Source organism: Bradyrhizobium sp. HKCCYLRH1030 (assembly GCF_051168395.1).
Lineage (GTDB): Bacteria > Pseudomonadota > Alphaproteobacteria > Rhizobiales > Xanthobacteraceae > Bradyrhizobium.
In genome coordinates this window covers 199,107-215,795 of the sequence record NZ_JBNPUY010000001.1, presented here as the reverse complement: position 1 = coordinate 215,795, position 16,689 = coordinate 199,107, and the positions used below count along the sequence as shown (strand labels likewise).

At 65.5% G+C, this 16,689-nt stretch carries 13 protein-coding genes; 9 read left to right on the top strand and 4 right to left on the bottom strand.

Features of this window, described 5'->3' with window-relative positions:
* Positions 1–348: 348 nt before the first annotated feature.
* The 5 genes from ACQR1E_RS00970 (at position 349) to ACQR1E_RS00950 (ending at position 9,053) form a co-directional block, all read left to right on the top strand.
* On the top strand, positions 349–2,166 hold the full coding sequence (locus ACQR1E_RS00970; RefSeq protein WP_434896547.1) for a hypothetical protein: 1,818 nt from the start codon (positions 349–351) through the stop codon (positions 2,164–2,166).
* A gap of 227 nt (positions 2,167–2,393) precedes the next feature.
* Positions 2,394–6,620, top strand: coding sequence for a sulfotransferase (locus ACQR1E_RS00965; RefSeq protein ID WP_434896546.1), 4,227 nt, complete (start codon positions 2,394–2,396; stop codon positions 6,618–6,620).
* A 700-nt stretch (positions 6,621–7,320) separates the two neighbouring features.
* Positions 7,321–7,914, top strand: a complete 594-nt coding sequence (locus ACQR1E_RS00960; RefSeq protein WP_315711792.1) for a formyltransferase family protein — start codon at positions 7,321–7,323, stop codon at positions 7,912–7,914.
* Between the two features lie 298 nt (positions 7,915–8,212).
* On the top strand, positions 8,213–8,563 hold the full coding sequence (locus tag ACQR1E_RS00955) for a hypothetical protein (RefSeq protein WP_315751045.1): 351 nt from the start codon (positions 8,213–8,215) through the stop codon (positions 8,561–8,563).
* Between the two features lie 22 nt (positions 8,564–8,585).
* Complete coding sequence (locus ACQR1E_RS00950) at positions 8,586–9,053, top strand: hypothetical protein (protein WP_434896545.1); 468 nt, start codon at positions 8,586–8,588, stop codon at positions 9,051–9,053.
* Between the two features lie 6 nt (positions 9,054–9,059).
* On the opposite strand, the gene ACQR1E_RS00945 is transcribed toward ACQR1E_RS00950, so the two are convergent.
* Positions 9,060–9,290 (bottom strand): hypothetical protein, encoded by a 231-nt coding sequence (locus tag ACQR1E_RS00945; RefSeq protein WP_315711788.1) that lies wholly within the window; start codon positions 9,288–9,290, stop codon positions 9,060–9,062.
* 211 nt (positions 9,291–9,501) lie between these two features.
* On the opposite strand from ACQR1E_RS00945, the gene ACQR1E_RS00940 reads away from it, so the two are divergent.
* Together ACQR1E_RS00940 and ACQR1E_RS00935 are read left to right on the top strand one after the other, a co-directional pair.
* Positions 9,502–10,392, top strand: coding sequence for a DMT family transporter (locus ACQR1E_RS00940; RefSeq protein ID WP_316170193.1), 891 nt, complete (start codon positions 9,502–9,504; stop codon positions 10,390–10,392).
* Positions 10,393–10,590: 198 nt separating this feature from the next.
* Positions 10,591–12,051, top strand: a complete 1,461-nt coding sequence (locus ACQR1E_RS00935) for a caspase family protein (protein ID WP_315711785.1) — start codon at positions 10,591–10,593, stop codon at positions 12,049–12,051.
* A gap of 75 nt (positions 12,052–12,126) precedes the next feature.
* Here the strand turns inward: ACQR1E_RS00935 and ACQR1E_RS00930 are convergent, their stop codons facing one another.
* Together ACQR1E_RS00930 and cysK are read right to left on the bottom strand one after the other, a co-directional pair.
* Positions 12,127–12,366 (bottom strand): BrnA antitoxin family protein, encoded by a 240-nt coding sequence (locus tag ACQR1E_RS00930; RefSeq protein WP_315711784.1) that lies wholly within the window; start codon positions 12,364–12,366, stop codon positions 12,127–12,129.
* A 2-nt stretch (positions 12,367–12,368) separates the two neighbouring features.
* On the bottom strand, positions 12,369–13,331 hold the full coding sequence (gene cysK, locus ACQR1E_RS00925) for a cysteine synthase A (protein ID WP_316186138.1): 963 nt from the start codon (positions 13,329–13,331) through the stop codon (positions 12,369–12,371).
* 494 nt (positions 13,332–13,825) lie between these two features.
* On the opposite strand from cysK, the gene ACQR1E_RS00920 reads away from it, so the two are divergent.
* Positions 13,826–14,044, top strand: coding sequence for a hypothetical protein (locus ACQR1E_RS00920; protein WP_315751042.1), 219 nt, complete (start codon positions 13,826–13,828; stop codon positions 14,042–14,044).
* 183 nt (positions 14,045–14,227) lie between these two features.
* On the opposite strand, the gene tgt is transcribed toward ACQR1E_RS00920, so the two are convergent.
* Positions 14,228–15,382, bottom strand: coding sequence for a tRNA guanosine(34) transglycosylase Tgt (gene tgt, locus ACQR1E_RS00915; RefSeq protein WP_316186136.1), 1,155 nt, complete (start codon positions 15,380–15,382; stop codon positions 14,228–14,230).
* Positions 15,383–15,654: 272 nt separating this feature from the next.
* Between tgt and ACQR1E_RS00910 the strand changes: the two genes are divergently transcribed.
* Positions 15,655–16,680, top strand: coding sequence for an aspartate-semialdehyde dehydrogenase (locus ACQR1E_RS00910; RefSeq protein WP_316186135.1), 1,026 nt, complete (start codon positions 15,655–15,657; stop codon positions 16,678–16,680).
* The last annotated feature ends 9 nt before the right edge of the window (positions 16,681–16,689 follow it).

The window sequence follows — 16,689 nt, the reverse complement described above, 5'->3', positions numbered from 1 at the left end:
TGACCGGTCGCAAGATCGGGGCAACTTCTTGTCTGGACCGTGCGTCGAGGCGCCGCTGAGCGACGATGTTGCGGGGATGCCACGACAGAAATCAACGAGTTAGTAAGCTTCCGACCGTCGCCGTGACCCGGCTGCGACAGGAGCCATTTGCCCGAACAACATCATATTTGAGGACTCCGCGGCGCTTCTTTTGGCCCCATTGGAGCAAATAATTCCCAGGTGCTCTGAGGCTGCGACATTTCGCCCGTTCCGCGAAGGAGCGAACGAGACGTCGCTGCCCGATCAACGCCCGCGTGCTGCCGATACGCCAAGCAGCAGACGCCGGGTTGAAACTTGGGGAGATGATCAATGGCAGCCAATACCTTCAACCCGACGGCGCTGGCGAATGGCACGTCCAATCTGCTGGTTCGCGCCTCTGCGCTCAACCCGTCGACCGACCTCGTCCAGGCCGGCGTCGTGTTCAACGACGCGGTTCGCATCTCGACCGGTCTGTTCTCGACGCCCCAGAACAGCGGCAACTCCAACCCGTTCCTCGGCAGCTACACCACAGACCTGCATGCCGTGCAGAACGACATCAACGCGATGCTGGCCAATCCCGGAGATGTCACGATCGGCGGCAAGGCATTCACGCTCAACGCGACCGACACCGCGGTGCTCACCCAGGTCTCGAACGAGATCACGACGCTGATCAACGCCGCGCCCAACACGACCAACCCGGCGACCCTCGCCGAGGCCGACCAGACCATCCACAACGTGCAGATGCAGATCCTGGCGCAGATCCAGGGTGACGCGCATCTCTCGGCCGCGCTCAACAACGTTCCCTTCCTGGCCAACACGGGTGCCATGGACGTGGCGTTCCAGAGCCTTCCCGCCGGCAACGACAGCGCCACCAATCTCGCTGCAGCGGCCGCGGGCGACCTGACCGCTATCGGAACGGTGTTCAATGCCGCCGCTGACCTTTCGCTGGGCGGCATGAGCGCCAACAACATCAACCAGATCCAGGCTGATTTTACGGCCGTGACGCAGGGCCTTCAGGCGATCCTGAATGACCCCGCGAAGCTCGCTGCGATTGAAGCCGGTGAAACCGCCGTTGCGGCCCAAACGACGACACTTCACCTGATGACGCTGCTCAGCCAAGCAAACCTTCAGCTGAACAAATACGATGTCGCCGAGACGATGGCCAATCCGACGGCGCTGCGCGGCTCCGCCGACAACATCGTCGACATGATCGACGTGTTTCAGAACGACGCGGCGCTCAACGCAGCGGCGGGCGGCACCGGCGCGCCTGGTCACATCGGCGGGTTCTCCGAAATGCCCGGCGGCCTGACCGGGACCGTCACGAAGTTCCAGGATAATCAGGCGCAGACCAATTTCTGGGCGTCGTTCCTCGCCGAGGGCAATACGCTGGGTGCGAAGTTGGTTGCGGTCGCAAATGGAACAGGTACGGCGTCACAGGCCCTGATCGACCAGATCACGAACTACCAGAACTTTGGCGCCGCGTTCGATGCGGCGCAGGGGGCGGTGTTCAAGGGACGGTTCGACGACGAGCTCGCCGCCGGAGCTCTACAGTCTGACACCATCATGGCCACCAAGGCATTGATGGGCATCATGAACGGCGACACCGGTGCTGCCCTGGCGACCGATCAGGCGATGTTGAAGGCTGCCGCGGCGAACTACATCGGCAATGCCGGAGACATTGCGGGCAACAACATCGCGATCGGCGGATCGGCCTACGTGACCTCAGCGACGAGCTTCGTGACAGCGACTGCGGTCAATGGCATTGCCCAGGGCACCGGCATGCCGGCGGGCGCCAATCCGAACATCGCCAACGGCACGGGCGGAACGCCTACGAGCACGACCACGCCCGGCGGCGGCATGGGCGGAGGTGGCACGACCGGTGGTGGCACCACCGGAGGCGGCACTGCGGGCGGCGGCACCACGGGTGGTGGAACGACCGGTGGCGGCACGACGGGCGGTGGAACGGCCGGCGGAGGAACCACCGGCGGCAACAACAACACCACCACGACCCATCACTGCGGCGGCCACCACAGCCATCATAGCAGCCACCACACGGCGGCAGCCGCGGCCACGGCGGCAACGGCGGCGGCAGCCTCGAGCGGTCCGGACATGTCCCACCACCACGCGATGCACCACATGTGGGGCTGACGCCTTCAGCAACCTGACCAACATTGGCCGGCGCAGATCCCTTGGGTCTACGCCGGCTCGTTGCGTTGTGGCAGCACCGGCCATCGACGCTGCACGTGGCCGGACAAGCTCCATCCGCTGCTCGAAGGGTTCTAGCCGACCGTTTGCGATCGGCCTCGCCTAAGCCTCCGTTTCGCTTCAATCCGCCTCGACAACGGCATTCGTCGAACATTCAGCAAGTTGCCATCATGAACGAGCTCGCCGTCGCCTTCCGTCCCCGCCTCGTCCCCGCAGCGTCCGACGGCAGACAGCCGTCGGCGGCCGCGCTCAATGATCAAGCCTTGCGCATCGCCGAGCAGGCCTACCGGAAGGTTCTTTCGCTTCAGCCCCGTCATTTCCGCACCCTGTGTAGCCTCGCCATGGTCCGCCTGCAGCTCGGCGACACACATGAGGCACGCGACCTGCTCGACCAGGCCGCAGAGGAAGCCGGTGACGCCGCGGATCTGCACCTGTCGCTCGGCAAGTCCTTTGCAGGCCTCGGCGACCTCGCCAAAGCGAGCGCGCATCTGCAGCGCGCCGTCGCGCTCGACGAGACCTCGACCGAGGCCAGGCTTCTGCTCGGCAGCGCGCTCACCAGCCTCGGCGATCCTGCCGGCGCGGTTCGGCATCTGGAGCTGTTGCTGGCCGCGGACGCGGGCAGCGCCGATGCGCACCAGGCGCTCGGCTTTGCCTTGCAGCGCCTCGACCAGTACGAGCGCGCGCTCGCGCATCACGAGGCCGCACTCGACGCGCGGCCGGATTTCGCCGCAGCCGCCGCCAGCCTCGGCGACGCCTGCCGCATGCTTGGGCGGCACTCGGAAGCCATTGTCCACTACTCGCGGGCGCTCGCGATCCAGCCCAACGCGCCGGTCGTGCTGCTCAACATCGGCGGCTGTCAGCAGGCCACCGGTCAGCTCGACGCCGCGATCCACACCTATCAGCAGGCCCTTGCCCTGAACCCCCGGCTCGCAGAGGCGCACTACAATCTCGGCAATCTGCACCTGGAGATGAAGAGCGGCCCTGCCGCCATCTTCCATTACGAGCGTGCCATCGCCGCGCGGCCGGACTTCCCGGAGGCCCATAACAACCTCGCCAATGCGCTGCGATCGCGCGGCAAGCACGACCTGGCGCTCGCGCATTACGACGAGGCGGTGCGCCGGCGCCCCGACTATGCCGTCGCCCACCGCAACCGCGGCGATGCACTGCGCGACATCCAGCGCTACGAGGACGCCGTCGCGAGTTATCGAACCGCCCTCGCCCACGATCCCCGCGATGCGACGACGATGAACCATCTCGCTGGCGTGCTGATGATCCTGGGGCGGCTCGACGAGGCGGCGCTCGCGTATGAATCGGCCCTGGCTGTCAACCCGCGCAGTATCGGCACGCACCTCAATTACGGCGTGGTCAAGCCGTTCGCGGTCGACGACGCGCGCTGGGCACCTCTGCAGGATCTGGCCGCGAGATCGGAGACACTCACCGAGGATGCGCGCATCGCCCTGCACTTCACCCTCGGGCGGGCTTATGCCGACATCAAGGACGGCGAACGGTCGCTGGTGCACCTCAACGCCGGCAACGCTCTCGAGCGCCGCCGCATCAACTATGACGAGAACCAGACGCTGCGCCAGATCGAGCGCATCCGCGCGGTGTTCTCCAGGGACATGCTACAGGCGCGCGCAGGCCATGGCGATCCATCGCACGCGCCGGTGTTCGTCATCGGCATGCCCCGGTCCGGCACCAGCCTGGTCGAGCAGCTCCTCGCCAGCCATTCCGCCGTGCATGGCGCCGGCGAGGTCAACTATTTCGCGGCCGCCGCGGGGCTGTTCACCGATCGTGACCGCGGTGACTATCCGGAGATGCTCGCCAAGCTGTCCGACGCCGACATCACGACCCTCGCGCGCGCCTATCTCGACCGGTTCACGGACCTGCCGGCGGACACCAAGCGCATCGTCGACAAGATGCCGTCGAACTTCCTGTTCGCCGGGCTGATCCATCTCGCGCTGCCGAATGCCCGGATCATTCACGTGCGGCGCAATCCGATCGACACCTGCCTGTCCTGCTACACCCAACTGTTCGCCGAGCCGCAGCCCTTCGCCTACGATCTGGCCGAGCTCGGCCGCTACTACCGGGCCTACGACGCCTTGATGAGCCATTGGCGCTCGGTGCTGCCAGAGGGCGTCATGCTGGAGGTGACGTATGAGGACATGGTGCGCGACTTCGATGCGCATGCCCGCAAGATCGTTGCGCATTGCGGGCTCGATTGGGATGACGCCTGCCTGTCGTTCCACGAGAACGAGCGTCCGGTGAACACCGCCAGCCTGGTCCAGGTCCGTAAGCCGCTGTTCTCCGGATCGGTCGGCCGCTGGCGCATGTATGGCGACCGGCTCAAGCCGCTGCTCGATGCGCTCGGCAGCGAGGCCGTGCGGCCGACGATTGCCGAGGCGATCGCGGGCGCCAAGCCGCCCCAGCCGGTGAACGTCGCTCCGCCCGTGGTGACGCCGACGACAGCATCGCTTTCCTTCGCTTCGCAGCAGGCCGGATCGCTGCAGACTCTGGCCGAAGGCGCCGCCGCCGTGGCAAAGAAGCTGCAAGGCCGCGGTGACTTCAAGGATGCCGAGACGATCTTCAAGCTGATCCTCGCGGGGCAGCCGAACCAGTTCGACGCGCTGGTCGGGCTCGGCATGGTCTGCACCACCACCAACCGGCTCGACGAGGCCAAGGAGTTCTTCCGGCGCGCGGTCGCGGTGAACGACAAGTCCGCCGAGGCCCATGGCAGCATCGGAGCCGTCGAGGCCTCCGCCGGCCATTATGAGACGGCCGTCCAGCACTACGAGACGGCACTTGCGCTGGCGCCGAGCCACGCCGGCATCCTCTATGCCTTCGCCATGGTGCGCCAGAACCAGGGGCTGATCGACGAGGCGATCGCCCTGCTCCGGCGGGCGATCGACAACAAGCCGCAGCACCTCGATGCGCATTTTGCGCTCGGCAACCTGCTCTATACGGCGGGCAAGGATATCGAGGCGGCGAAGCACTATCTCAAGGTTCTCGACTTCAGTCCTGAACACGCCGAGACCCACAACAACATCGCCAACGTGCTGCTGCGCCAGGGCCATCGCGAGCGCGCCATCGAGCACTACAAGCGGGCGATCGCGAGCCGGCCCGACTATGCCGACGCCTATGGCAATCTCGGCAATGCCTTCCTTGAGCTCAACCGGCTCGAGGAATCGATCGAGCAGAACCTGCTGGCCATCAAGATCAAGCCGGAACGCTTCGGCTCCTACAACAATCTCGGCGTCGCCTACCAGGCGCTCGGCCGCTTCGACGAGGCGACGGCGGCGTTCCAGAAGGCCTTGGAGCTGGCGCCGGACGACGCGCCGATCCATCTCAATCTCGCGAACATGTCGAAGTTCAAGCCGGACGACAGCCGGCTTCCTGGTCTGCGGCAGCTCCTCGAACGCGTCGACCGGCTCGATCAGGAGAAGCAGATCGCAGCCCATTTCGCGATGGGCAAGGCGTTGTCCGACCTGAAGGACTACGACCAGGCCTTCTCGCATCTGCACAAGGCGAACACCCTCAAGCGCAAGACCTTCGACTACGACTCCGAGCAGCGGCTCGGGATGATGAAAAATGTCGCGGCGCGCTTCACGCCCGAGTTCTTTCGCATGGTTGCAGGGCACGGCGACGACTCCTGGGCCCCGATCTTCATCGTCGGCATGCCGCGCTCCGGAACCACCCTGATGGAGCAGGTGCTGGCCAGCCATTCCAAGGTCTTCGGCGCGGGCGAGCTCGAGACCTTCAAGGATCTCGTCGGCGAATGCGCCAACCGCCAGAAGGTCGTTCCGGCGTATCCCGATCTGATCACGCTGCTGCCACCCGAGGAGATGACGAAGATCGGTCAGGAGTACACCGCCCGCGTTCGGACGCTGGCGCCCGAGGCCGAGCGCATCGTCGACAAGATGCCGCTGAACTTCCTGTTCGTCGGGATGATCCATGCGGCGTTCCCGCGCGCCAGGATCATCAACACACGGCGCGACCCGCTCGACAACTGCGTCTCCTGCTACTCGCTGCTGTTCACCGGCTCACAGCCCTTTGCTTACGACCTGACCGAGCTCGGCCACTACTACCGGGGCTATGAGGGCGTGATGGAGCACTGGCACCAGGTGCTGCCGCCCGGCGTCCTGATGGACGTTCGATACGAGGATCTGGTCGACGACCTCGAGGGCGTGTCGCGCCGCGTGCTCGATCATTGCGGCCTCGACTGGGAGGATGCCTGCCTCGACTTCCATCGCACCGAGCGCATGGTGCGCACGGCGAGCCTGATGCAGGTGCGCGAGCCGATCTACCGCCGGTCGATCGGAAGCTGGCGCCGCTACGAGAAACATCTCGGACCGCTTTGCGAAGCCCTCGGCATCGACCTTCCGCCGCCGGAATCCACATGACCGCCGGCAAATAACCGGGTGCTGTTGCCCAGGGATTGGTGACAGGCGCGGCACCCGGCTATCCGGCCGCGCGGCGGAGCGGCCGGAGCATTGTGCTCCGTGGCCTTTAAGAAATTATCTTCGTCATATGCAGAAGCGTCAGTTTTAATACGCAGACCGACAACTAATTACACAATCAAAGGTTTATCTATCCACTCAGCCATTGGCTGAGGCGAATTGCGTTCGCAGACCGGCCAGATCGAACCCATGAGCCACCAGGATAGCACCTTCGGTCGTCCTTATCAGTTCAATTGATAGTTCGCTCCTAAGGGGTTTGAGGCCTGTCGACGGGCATGCCGCGATGCGGCACCGGTCCGGACACAACCTTTCGGCGAGTTTCGGGTATCGGTCCTGCCTCGCGGTCCATCTGATGCTGACGCCGGTCCCAACGAGGGTGTGTCATCCGCCACGGTCATCTCGGCCTGCACCTTGATGGCGCCCCACGGCATTCGGCGAGGTTGAAGCGCCCGCCCAACTCTGGCTCGCAGCAGCTTTCTCCTTTCCCGTTTGAATCCCCCCAGCGCCTCCACCGGCCGGACGAAGCCAGACTGTGACGACGGCCCAGCAGGCGCTTGACCTGGAGGCCAAGGCTTGGTTTGACCCGTTTCATCCGGTCAGAGCCCGACCGGATCCAGCCCCCAACCGTGGAAGATCCCTGACCATGCGCATCACTCTCGTCGGCTCCCGCCATTTCGGTGTCGCCACACTGAACATGCTGCGCGAGAGAGGAATCGAGATCGCGCGGGTCGTCGTTCATGATGGCGAGGACCGGCTCGCAGCCGCGGCGCGAGCAGCCGGGATCGAGGTCGTGGTCCAGGCCAATCCGAAGGTCGTGCCCGCCGGTGAGATCGCCCCCGACACGGACCTGATCGTCACGGCACATAGCCACGCCCGCGTCACCCACGAGGCCGTCGCAGCCGCCCGGCTCGGCGGCATCGGCTACCATCCCTCGCTGCTGCCGCGCCACCGGGGCATCGCCGCAGTGGAGTGGACCATCAAGGAGGGCGATCCGATCGCGGGCGGCACCATCTACCACCTCGCCGACCGCATGGATGCCGGCGCCATCGCCGCCCAGGAATGGTGCTTCGTCAAGAAGGGCGAGACCGCGCGCGAGCTGTGGGAGCGCGCTCTCGCACCGCTCGGGCTCAAGTTGCTCGGCGATGTCGTCGAATCGGCCAAGGCGACCGGCACGATTCCGGCCAAGCCGCAGGACGAGCAGTTCGCGACCAACGCGCCCAGCCTCACCCCGCACTGAACATCTGATCGCATCGCCCCGATAAGTTGTGGACATCCTCCCCGCTGGCGCCTTCGCGGTGCCCTGCGAACGGCAGCATGGGCGGTCAGCGGAAGGATGTGGGCGGTCGTCCGCTCATGTGGTGGGCGAAGGCGCAGTTTGCGCACAATGCCGCCCGAATGGCTCAAAGCCGGGTTCCGCATTAATCGTTAATGGACTGAAATTGCTCGATAAAAATTCGTTGCGGCGCTGCGGCAAATTTTCGTCACAATTCCTCCAAATAAGGTACCAATCAAACGACATTGAGGGACAACGATTCATGCGTCTCGACCGCATTGGAATGGCTTTCGCCGCGTCGATCCTGGTGGGTAGCTCGGCCGCCCCCGCATTCGCCCAGTCGCCCTATGACGGTCAGTGGCAGGTGACGATCGTCACCAACAGTGGCAGCTGCGAGCCCACGGCCAGCTCGACCTTGATCGTCGCAGACGGTAAGATTTCTGCGGCTGGCGCCAATGTGTCGGGTTCGATTGGACGCGAAGGCCTCGTCAAGGTCTCCATCAATGGCGCATATGCGAATGGGCAGCTCAACGGCAATTCTGGCTCGGGCAAGTGGAACGGCGCCTCGGCCGGCATCCCCTGTAGCGGCCGCTGGCAGGCTTCGCGCCTGTAACGGCGCGCACACGCTCCTGAAGATGGTGCGGCGGGCCGCGGCCGCCGCCGTCGTTTTGACAGCGGGTATGACCGCCTCGCCGGGACACGCCGATCCGGGCCCCTTCACCGGCATGGCCGGAACGTGGGGCGGCGGCGGCACGGTTGCACTTGAGGACGGCTCAACCGAGCGCATCCGGTGCCGGGCCAATTACGGCGTCTCGGGACCGCGGATGACGCTCGTCCTGACCTGCGCCAGCGATGCCTACAAGTTCGGGCTGCAGGCCGAGGTGATCGCTGAGGGCTCGGCCATCTCGGGGACCTGGAGTGAGACCAGCCGCGGCATCAATGGCGTGCTGCAGGGCCGTGGCGGCGGCGGCAACTTCCAGCTGCTCGCGACCACCGCCGGCTTCAACGCCAACATCGCGCTCGCCACCCGCGGCAAGAGGCAGTCCGTGTCGATCCGGGCCGACAGCCAGTTCCGCGCAGCCAACATTTCACTGTCGCGGTGATCTCGATCAACCGCCACGCTTGGCGCCGGGGATTGCACCTGCAGAGGGCGCCGGAGCAAGCTGCGCGGCGGTGCGCTTGATGGTCTTGGCGACCAGCAGCGCCTGCTCCCGCGTCATGGCGAAGTCCTGCACACCTTTATGGGTGGTCAGCGACAGCACCATGAGATGAGGCTCCCGCTCCGGCCAGCCGGTGGCAAAGGCGGTCACGAAGTCGGCTGAAGCGGCGCGTTCGGTCATGTCGTGTCTCTGGCTGCCTTGGGCTGTATCGCGGCGGTCGCTTTAGGACGAAACACAGCCACACTCCACGTTTTTCTCGATGACACGCGTCCGTCGCGGGCAAAGCCTGCAGCGGCGTTGGTGCACTGCACCGTTGATTTCATTTGCATTGCTCTGCACGCGAGGTGATACAGCCCGCCTTCGCCGCCCTCCTCCCTCTCCCCGCCACCTCATGAATCGTCCCGCTTCGAAACTGATCGCCGCACTGTGGATGACGGGCTGGCTCAGCCTGATGCTGGTGATGGCGGTGGCCGGACGCGAAGCCATGCGCGAGCTCAACGTGTTCGAGCTGATGGAGCTGCGCTGCCTGATCGGCCTGGTGATGCTGTCGCCGGTCATCGCATTGAGCGGCGGCTTTGCCAGGCTGCGCACCTCGCGCCTCAAGCAGCACGCGGCGCGCAACCTCGTCCATTACGGCGCGCAGCTCGGCTGGTTCTTCGCGCTCACCTTGATCCCGATCGGCCAGGTGGTGGCGATCGAGTTCACGATGCCGATCTGGACGGCGCTGCTGGCGGCGGCCTTCCTCGGCGAGCGCATCACCCTGTTCAAGCTGGCGGCGATCGGGCTCGGCCTCGTCGGCGTCGTCGTGATCGTCCGCCCGGATACCGGGGCGATCAATCCGGGACAGCTCATCGCGCTGGCCGCCGCGGTCGGCTTCGGTATCTCGATCGCGCTGGTCAAGCTGCTGACGCGCACCGAGCCCACCGTGTCGATCATCTTCTGGATGCTGGTCGTGCAATCCATCGCCGGCCTGATCCCTTCGCTCGTATTCTGGACGCCGCCCTCGGCCGCGACCTGGGGCTGGATCCTCCTCGTCGCCTTCTGTGGGACCTTCTCGCATTTCTGCATGACGCGGGCGCTGCTCTACGCCGACGCCACCATCGTGGTGCCCATGGATTTTCTCCGCGTTCCGCTGACCGCCACCGTCGGCTGGCTGGTCTATGCGGAGCGTCTCGACGGATTGACCGTGGTTGGCGCTGCGTTGATTCTCGCCGGAAACCTGCTGAACCTGCGTCCGCCGCAGCCTCGGGCCGTGCCGATGGGCAGTTCGGCTGGGACCTGAGGCGCCGGGGAGCCCTCAAGCGGCGTGATCCGGATCACGGAACCGGCGCGCTACACGCGATCGTCGTGGATCGGGCGCAACACCCGCGAACTGGTTTGTGGCGGAAGCGTGATTTTTTGCCCGGGAACAAGACTTTTCGCGCCGATCCGCGACAAATGCTGCAGTGAACGCTTCGCTTGATCGTTGGGGGATCTCCTGATGCGCTATCTCACCGTCGCCCTGTCCCTGCTCTGCATGGTGCTGACCGCTGAAGCCGCCAAGGCCGACCGCCGCGTCGCCTTCGTCGTCGGAAACGGCGCCTATAAGAGCGTGGCTCAACTGCCGAACCCGCCGGTCGACGCCAAGGCCATGGCGGCCACCCTGCGCAACGTCGGCTTCGACGTCGTCGAGGGCACCAATCTCACGCGCGACAAGATGACCGAGAAGCTGCTCGATTTCGGTCGCAAGGCGCAGGGCGCCGACATCGCGGTGTTCTATTACGCCGGGCACGGCATCGCCATTGCGGGCACCAACTACCTGCTGCCGGTCGACGCCGACCTGAAGTCGGAAATGGACGTCAAACTGGGCTCGGCCATCAATATCGACGTGACGCTCGACCAGACGATGGGGGACGCCAAGGTCAAGCTGGTGTTCCTCGATGCCTGCCGCGACAATCCGTTCGCCGCCAAGATCAAGTCGAACTCGCCAACCCGCAGCGTGTCGGTGCAGACCGGTCTGGCCGAGATGAAGTCCGGCGAGGGCACGCTGATCGCGTTCGCCACCGGCCCGGGCCAGACCGCCCTCGACGGCGAGGCCGGCGCCAACAGCCCGTTTACCCGCGCGCTGATCTCGCACATCGCCCAGCCCGGCGTCGAGATTCAGCAGGCCATGACCGCCGTGCGCGCCCAGGTCAATGAGGAGACCAGCAAGGGCCAATTGCCCTGGGGGCATACCAACCTGATCGGCGCGGTCTACCTCAACCCGGCGGCTGCCCCCGCTGCAACGGCCGCCACGGCCGGCACGACGCCGGCCGTCGCGACGGCCACCGTGACCGCAGGCGAAGCCGAGCTCGAATTCTGGCGCTCGGTGAAGGACTCCAACAAGCCGGAAGAGCTCAACGCCTATCTCTCGACCTACCCGAACGGGCAGTTCAAGTCGCTGGCGATGGCGCGCATCGCCGCGATCGAGAGCGGGGCCATCAACACCGCCACCCGCAACGTCGCCAAGGGCGTCGATCCCGCCACCTATACCGAGGAAGGCACTCAGGTCAGCGAGGATCAGATCGGCCTCGACAAGACCAAGCGCCGCGACGTGCAGCGGCGGCTGACCGGTCTTGGCTTCGACACCAAGATGACGGGCGTGTTCGACGACCAGACCCGCGGCGTCATGAAGCGCTGGCAGGCGGCCCGAGGCTATCCGTCGACCGGATTCCTGACCAAGCTGCAGCACAAGGCGCTGCTGGCAGAGCCGCAGCCGGCGCCGGCGACCGCCGCAGTCGGCGATGAGGCCAGGCCGCGCCGCGCCAAGCCGGCGGGCAACGTCGCGGCCGGCGGCCCGCCGCCGCAGGGTGCGCCGGTCTATCGCAATCCGCCGCCGCAGGACAACGCGGGCAACGCCGCCGGCGCCGCCTTCATCGGTGGCATGATGGGCGGTGTGCTCGGCAGCGCGCTCCGCCGGTAAACGTCTTCGTCTTTCCCGCGTAAAAAAAGCCCGGAGCACGAGCTCCGGGCTTGTTCGTTAGAATGCAGCCGGCCCTCAGAGCCCTGCCGCCTTGCGCAGCGCCGCATTGATGCGGTCCTGCCAGCCCGGCCCTTCGGACTGAAAGTGCTCGAGAACGTCCTGGTCGATCCGCAACGTCACCTGCTCGCGCACGCCAGGAACCGCCGCCTTCTTCGGCGGCGCCTCCACCGGCTTGGTGGTCACCTTCTTGAACGCGGCCTCGGCCTCGGTACGGGCGTCAGCGAGCGTGCGGGGCCGCCGCGGCTGGTCGGCCATGGTCAGATCCCCTCGAACAGTGCGGTGGACAGATAACGTTCGGAGAACGAGGGCACGATCGCCAGGATCGTCTTGCCCGCGCTTTCCGGTCGCTTGCCGATCTCGATCGCGGCCGCAATCGCCGCGCCCGAGGAGATACCGCCGGGAATGCCCTCGTTGCGGGCCAGCGCGCGCGAGGTCTCGATGGCGGTGGTGCTGTTGATCTTGACGATCTCGTCGATCACGGACCGGTCGAGAATGTCGGGCACGAAGCCGGCGCCGATGCCCTGGATCTTGTGCGGCGAGTGCTGGCCGCCCGACAGCACCGGGCTCTCCTCCGGCTCGACCGCGACCACCTTGATGCCGGGCTTGCGCGACTTCAGCACCTGGCCCACGCCGGTGATGGTGCCGCCGGTGCCGACGCCCGCGACGAACACGTCGATATTGCCCGCCGTGTCGTTCCAGATCTCCTCGGCGGTGGTGCGGCGATGGATGTCCGGGTTTGCGAGGTTCTTGAACTGCTGCGGCATCACCGAGTTCGGCGTCGTCCGCAACAGCTCCTCGGCGGTGGCGATGGCGCCTTTCATGCCCTGCGACGCCGGCGTCAGCACGATCTCGGCGCCGAGGAACGCGAGCATCTTGCGCCGCTCCACCGACATCGACTCCGGCATCACCAGCTTCAGCTTGTAGCCGCGCGCCGCAGCAACGAAGGCCAGCGCGATGCCGGTATTGCCCGAGGTCGGCTCGATCAGCACGGTGTCGGGCTTGATCACGCCGGCCTGCTCCATCGCCAGGATCATGCCGACGCCGATCCGATCCTTCACGCTCGCGGCGGGATTGAAGTATTCCAGCTTGGCGAGGATGGTCGCCTTGACGCCATGTTGCTCCGGCAGCTTTCGCAACCGCACAATCGGCGTATTGCCGAACGCGTCGACAATTGAATCAAATACGCGCCCGCGTCCGGGACGCTGTGCTGACGACTCCATGAAATCACTCCTCTGCGCGCCCCGCGCGACGTCGACAACGCTTCCGACCATCTTCAGCGAGCCTGTTGCGCTGCGCAAGCACGTTTGCGCGATCTTAGGACGATCGCGGCGCACAACAAGTCGTGGCTAAATTGCGAAAAACCAACGCATTTGTGTTGCGACAAGGTCAATAAACTCGGTGTATGCTTGATTTCAGCCGGACGAAGATTCACGGTGCAGGTCGACTGCAACCCGGGCGGACATCAGCAAGATGTCATCTTCGGAGTGATACAATCGGGGCGTTCGTGCCAAACGACAGCACCGTTGTAGAATAGACATAAGAACAGACCACCCAAACAAACTCTTTGTGTGACGGACTTGATATCCGCGAAAGTTGGACTCGTCGGAAATAGACCCGTTCGAACGCGACTCGTTCGAAATCGACCCTTTTCGAAATTGACGTCGTTCAAGCAGAGATCGCCACCAACAACAAAGAGATCGTCCAGGAGGTCAATATGTCAGCACTCGCTGATCTCGTGTCGACCGCAACCGCACGCCCGAATCCTCGCGGCTGCGATCTGCCGACATGCCCGGTCTGCTCCGACTCCATGATTGCCGCGGAGGCGTCGGCATATTTGGCTGACAATGCGATCAGCTATCTCTGGACCTGCGACACCTGCGGCTATGGCTTCGTCACCAAGCACTCCGTGAAAAGCCGCTTCGTGTGCAACTGAACGGTCTGCAACTGAACGGCGCCAGGGCGAGAGAGTTCCGCGACGTGATGTCGCGGCCGTTCCGTCGCTGAGGATAACGCGACCGTCGGGCAGGTCGGCAATGCATGATCAGCACAATTTCAAGAGGGCCGGCGCATAGGGCCGGGCTCACAACGAGCTGGCGGCCTTCACCTGAAGCGGCCGTCAGCCGGCGCGCGGGGCGATGTCGCCGCGCGCCCAATCGGCCTTGGTGCGCTCGTAGAATTCCGTGAAGCGCCCTTGTGCGATCGCCGCGCGCATCCCGGCCATCAATTGCTGGAAGTAGGCAATGTTGATTTCCGACAGCAGCGTGGCGCCGAGCGCCTCGCCGGCCTTGATCAGATGATGCAGATAGGCGCGGGCATAGCTGCGCGCCGCCGGCCACGGGCTCTCCTCATCCAGCGGCCTGTCATCATCGGCATGACGCGCATTGCGCAGGTTCACCGGCCCGAAGCGTGTGTAGGCGACGCCGTGGCGGCCGTTGCGGGTCGGCAGCACGCAGTCGAACATGTCGATGCCGCGCCGGACCGACTCCAGGAGATCGTCAGGCGTGCCGACGCCCATCAGGTAGCGCGGACGGTCGGCCGGCAGCACCGGCGCGGTCGCCTCGATCATCTCGAGCATGACCGCCTGCGGCTCGCCGACGGCCAGGCCGCCGATCGCATAGCCGTGGAAGCCGATGTCGACCAGCGCCTGCGCGCTGGCGACGCGCAGTGCGGGCACATCGCCGCCCTGCACGATGCCGAACAGCATGTAGCCTGCCGGCGCACTCTCGAACGCGCGGCGGCAGCGTTCGGCCCAGCGCAGCGACAGCCGCATCGCGCGCTCGATATCGTCGCGCTCGGCCGGCAGCCGCACGCATTCGTCGAGCTGCATCGCGACGTCGGAGTTGAGCAGGCGCTGCACCTCGATGGCGCGCTCCGGTGACAGCTCGATTTTCGCGCCGTCGATGTGCGAGCGGAACGTCACCGCCTGCTCGGTCACCTTGCGTAAACCCGACAGCGACATCACCTGGAAGCCGCCGGAATCGGTCAGCATCGGCCCGCCCCAGCCGGTGAAGCGCTGCAGGCCGCCGAGCGCGGCGATGCGCTCCGCCGTGGGCCGCAGCATCAGGTGATAGGTGTTGCCGAGCACGATGTCGGCGCCGGCCTCGCGGACGTCGCGCCAGTGGATGCCCTTCATGGCGCCGGCGGTGCCGACCGGCATGAAGGCCGGGGTGCGGACCACGCCATGCGGCGTCGTCAGCCGGCCGGTGCGGGCCGCGCCGTCATTGCCGAGCAGTTCGAAATGGTTGGGAAGGTCGCTGGCCGAGGAGCTCATGGCCGGCTTATTGCGTCAGGATGGCCCCCGATTCAACCGCGATGGCGCCGTTTTCGTCCATTTCGGCCGTTGACGGCGGTTCCGACCGCCCCTATGGTCCCGCGCCATGTCGATCTCGACCAAACGCACGACGAAAACCACCAAGCCCACGAGGGCCTCGGGAGGCGTGCGCGCGTAGTCGAACTCGATTGCGACCATCTTCGAACCGAAGCCCCGCCTGATGAAGGTCCGGGGCTTTTTTATTGCCCGAATTTCAACCGGAGACTTGAGACGTGTCCCACGATCCCACCATTGCCATTGTCGGCGTGACCGGCGCCGTCGGCGCCGAATTCATCGCCACCCTGGACCGCCGCAACGTCCGCGTCGGCCAGCTCAAGGCGCTGGCGAGCGCCCGCTCGGCCGGCCAGACCCTGACCTTCCGCGGCCAGACCATCGTGATCGAGGAGCTGACCGAACGCTCCTTCGAGGGCGTCGACATCGCGCTGTTCTCGGCCGGCGGCGGCATTTCCAAGAAGTTCGCGCCGATCGCCGTGCGCTCCGGCGCCGTCGTGGTGGACAATTCCTCGGCCTTCCGCATGGATCCGAACGTGCCGCTGGTGATCCCGGAGATCAACGCCCGCCGAATCCGCGACCACAAGGGCATCATCGCCAATCCAAACTGCGCGGCCATCACGGCGCTGGTGCCGCTGTGGCCGATCCATCAGAAGAATCGCATCAAGCGCGTGATCATCTCGACCTATCAGGCCGCCAGCGGCGCCGGTGCGGCGGCGATGGACGAGCTGGTGCAGTCGACCCGCGCGAGCCTCAACGGCCAGGTCTATGCGCCCAAGGTGATGCCGCATCCGTTCGCCTTCAACCTGTTCAGCCACAACACCGCCATCGATCCTGAGACCGGCTACAACGACGAGGAAACCAAGGTCATCAACGAGACCCGCAAGATCTTTGAGGACGAAGGCATCGCCATCGGCGTCACCTGCGTCCGCGTGCCGGTGCTGCGCGCCCATTGTGAATCCATCACCTTCGAATGCGAGAAGCCGATCTCGGAGGACGACGTCCGCCGCATCCTGGCGACCGCGCCCGGCGTGCGCGTGGTCGACGACCGCGCCAAGAACTACTTCCCGATGCCCGTCGACGCCTCCGGCCAGGACGACGTGCTGGTCGGCCGCATCCGCAAGGATCTGTCCGATCCGTCAGGCCACTCGATCGCGATGTTCGTTGCCGCCGATCAGCTGCTCAAGGGCGCTGCGCTCAATGCGGTGCAGATCGCCGAGCTCCTGCCCGAGCGGGCGATGGCGTAGCTCTCAGGG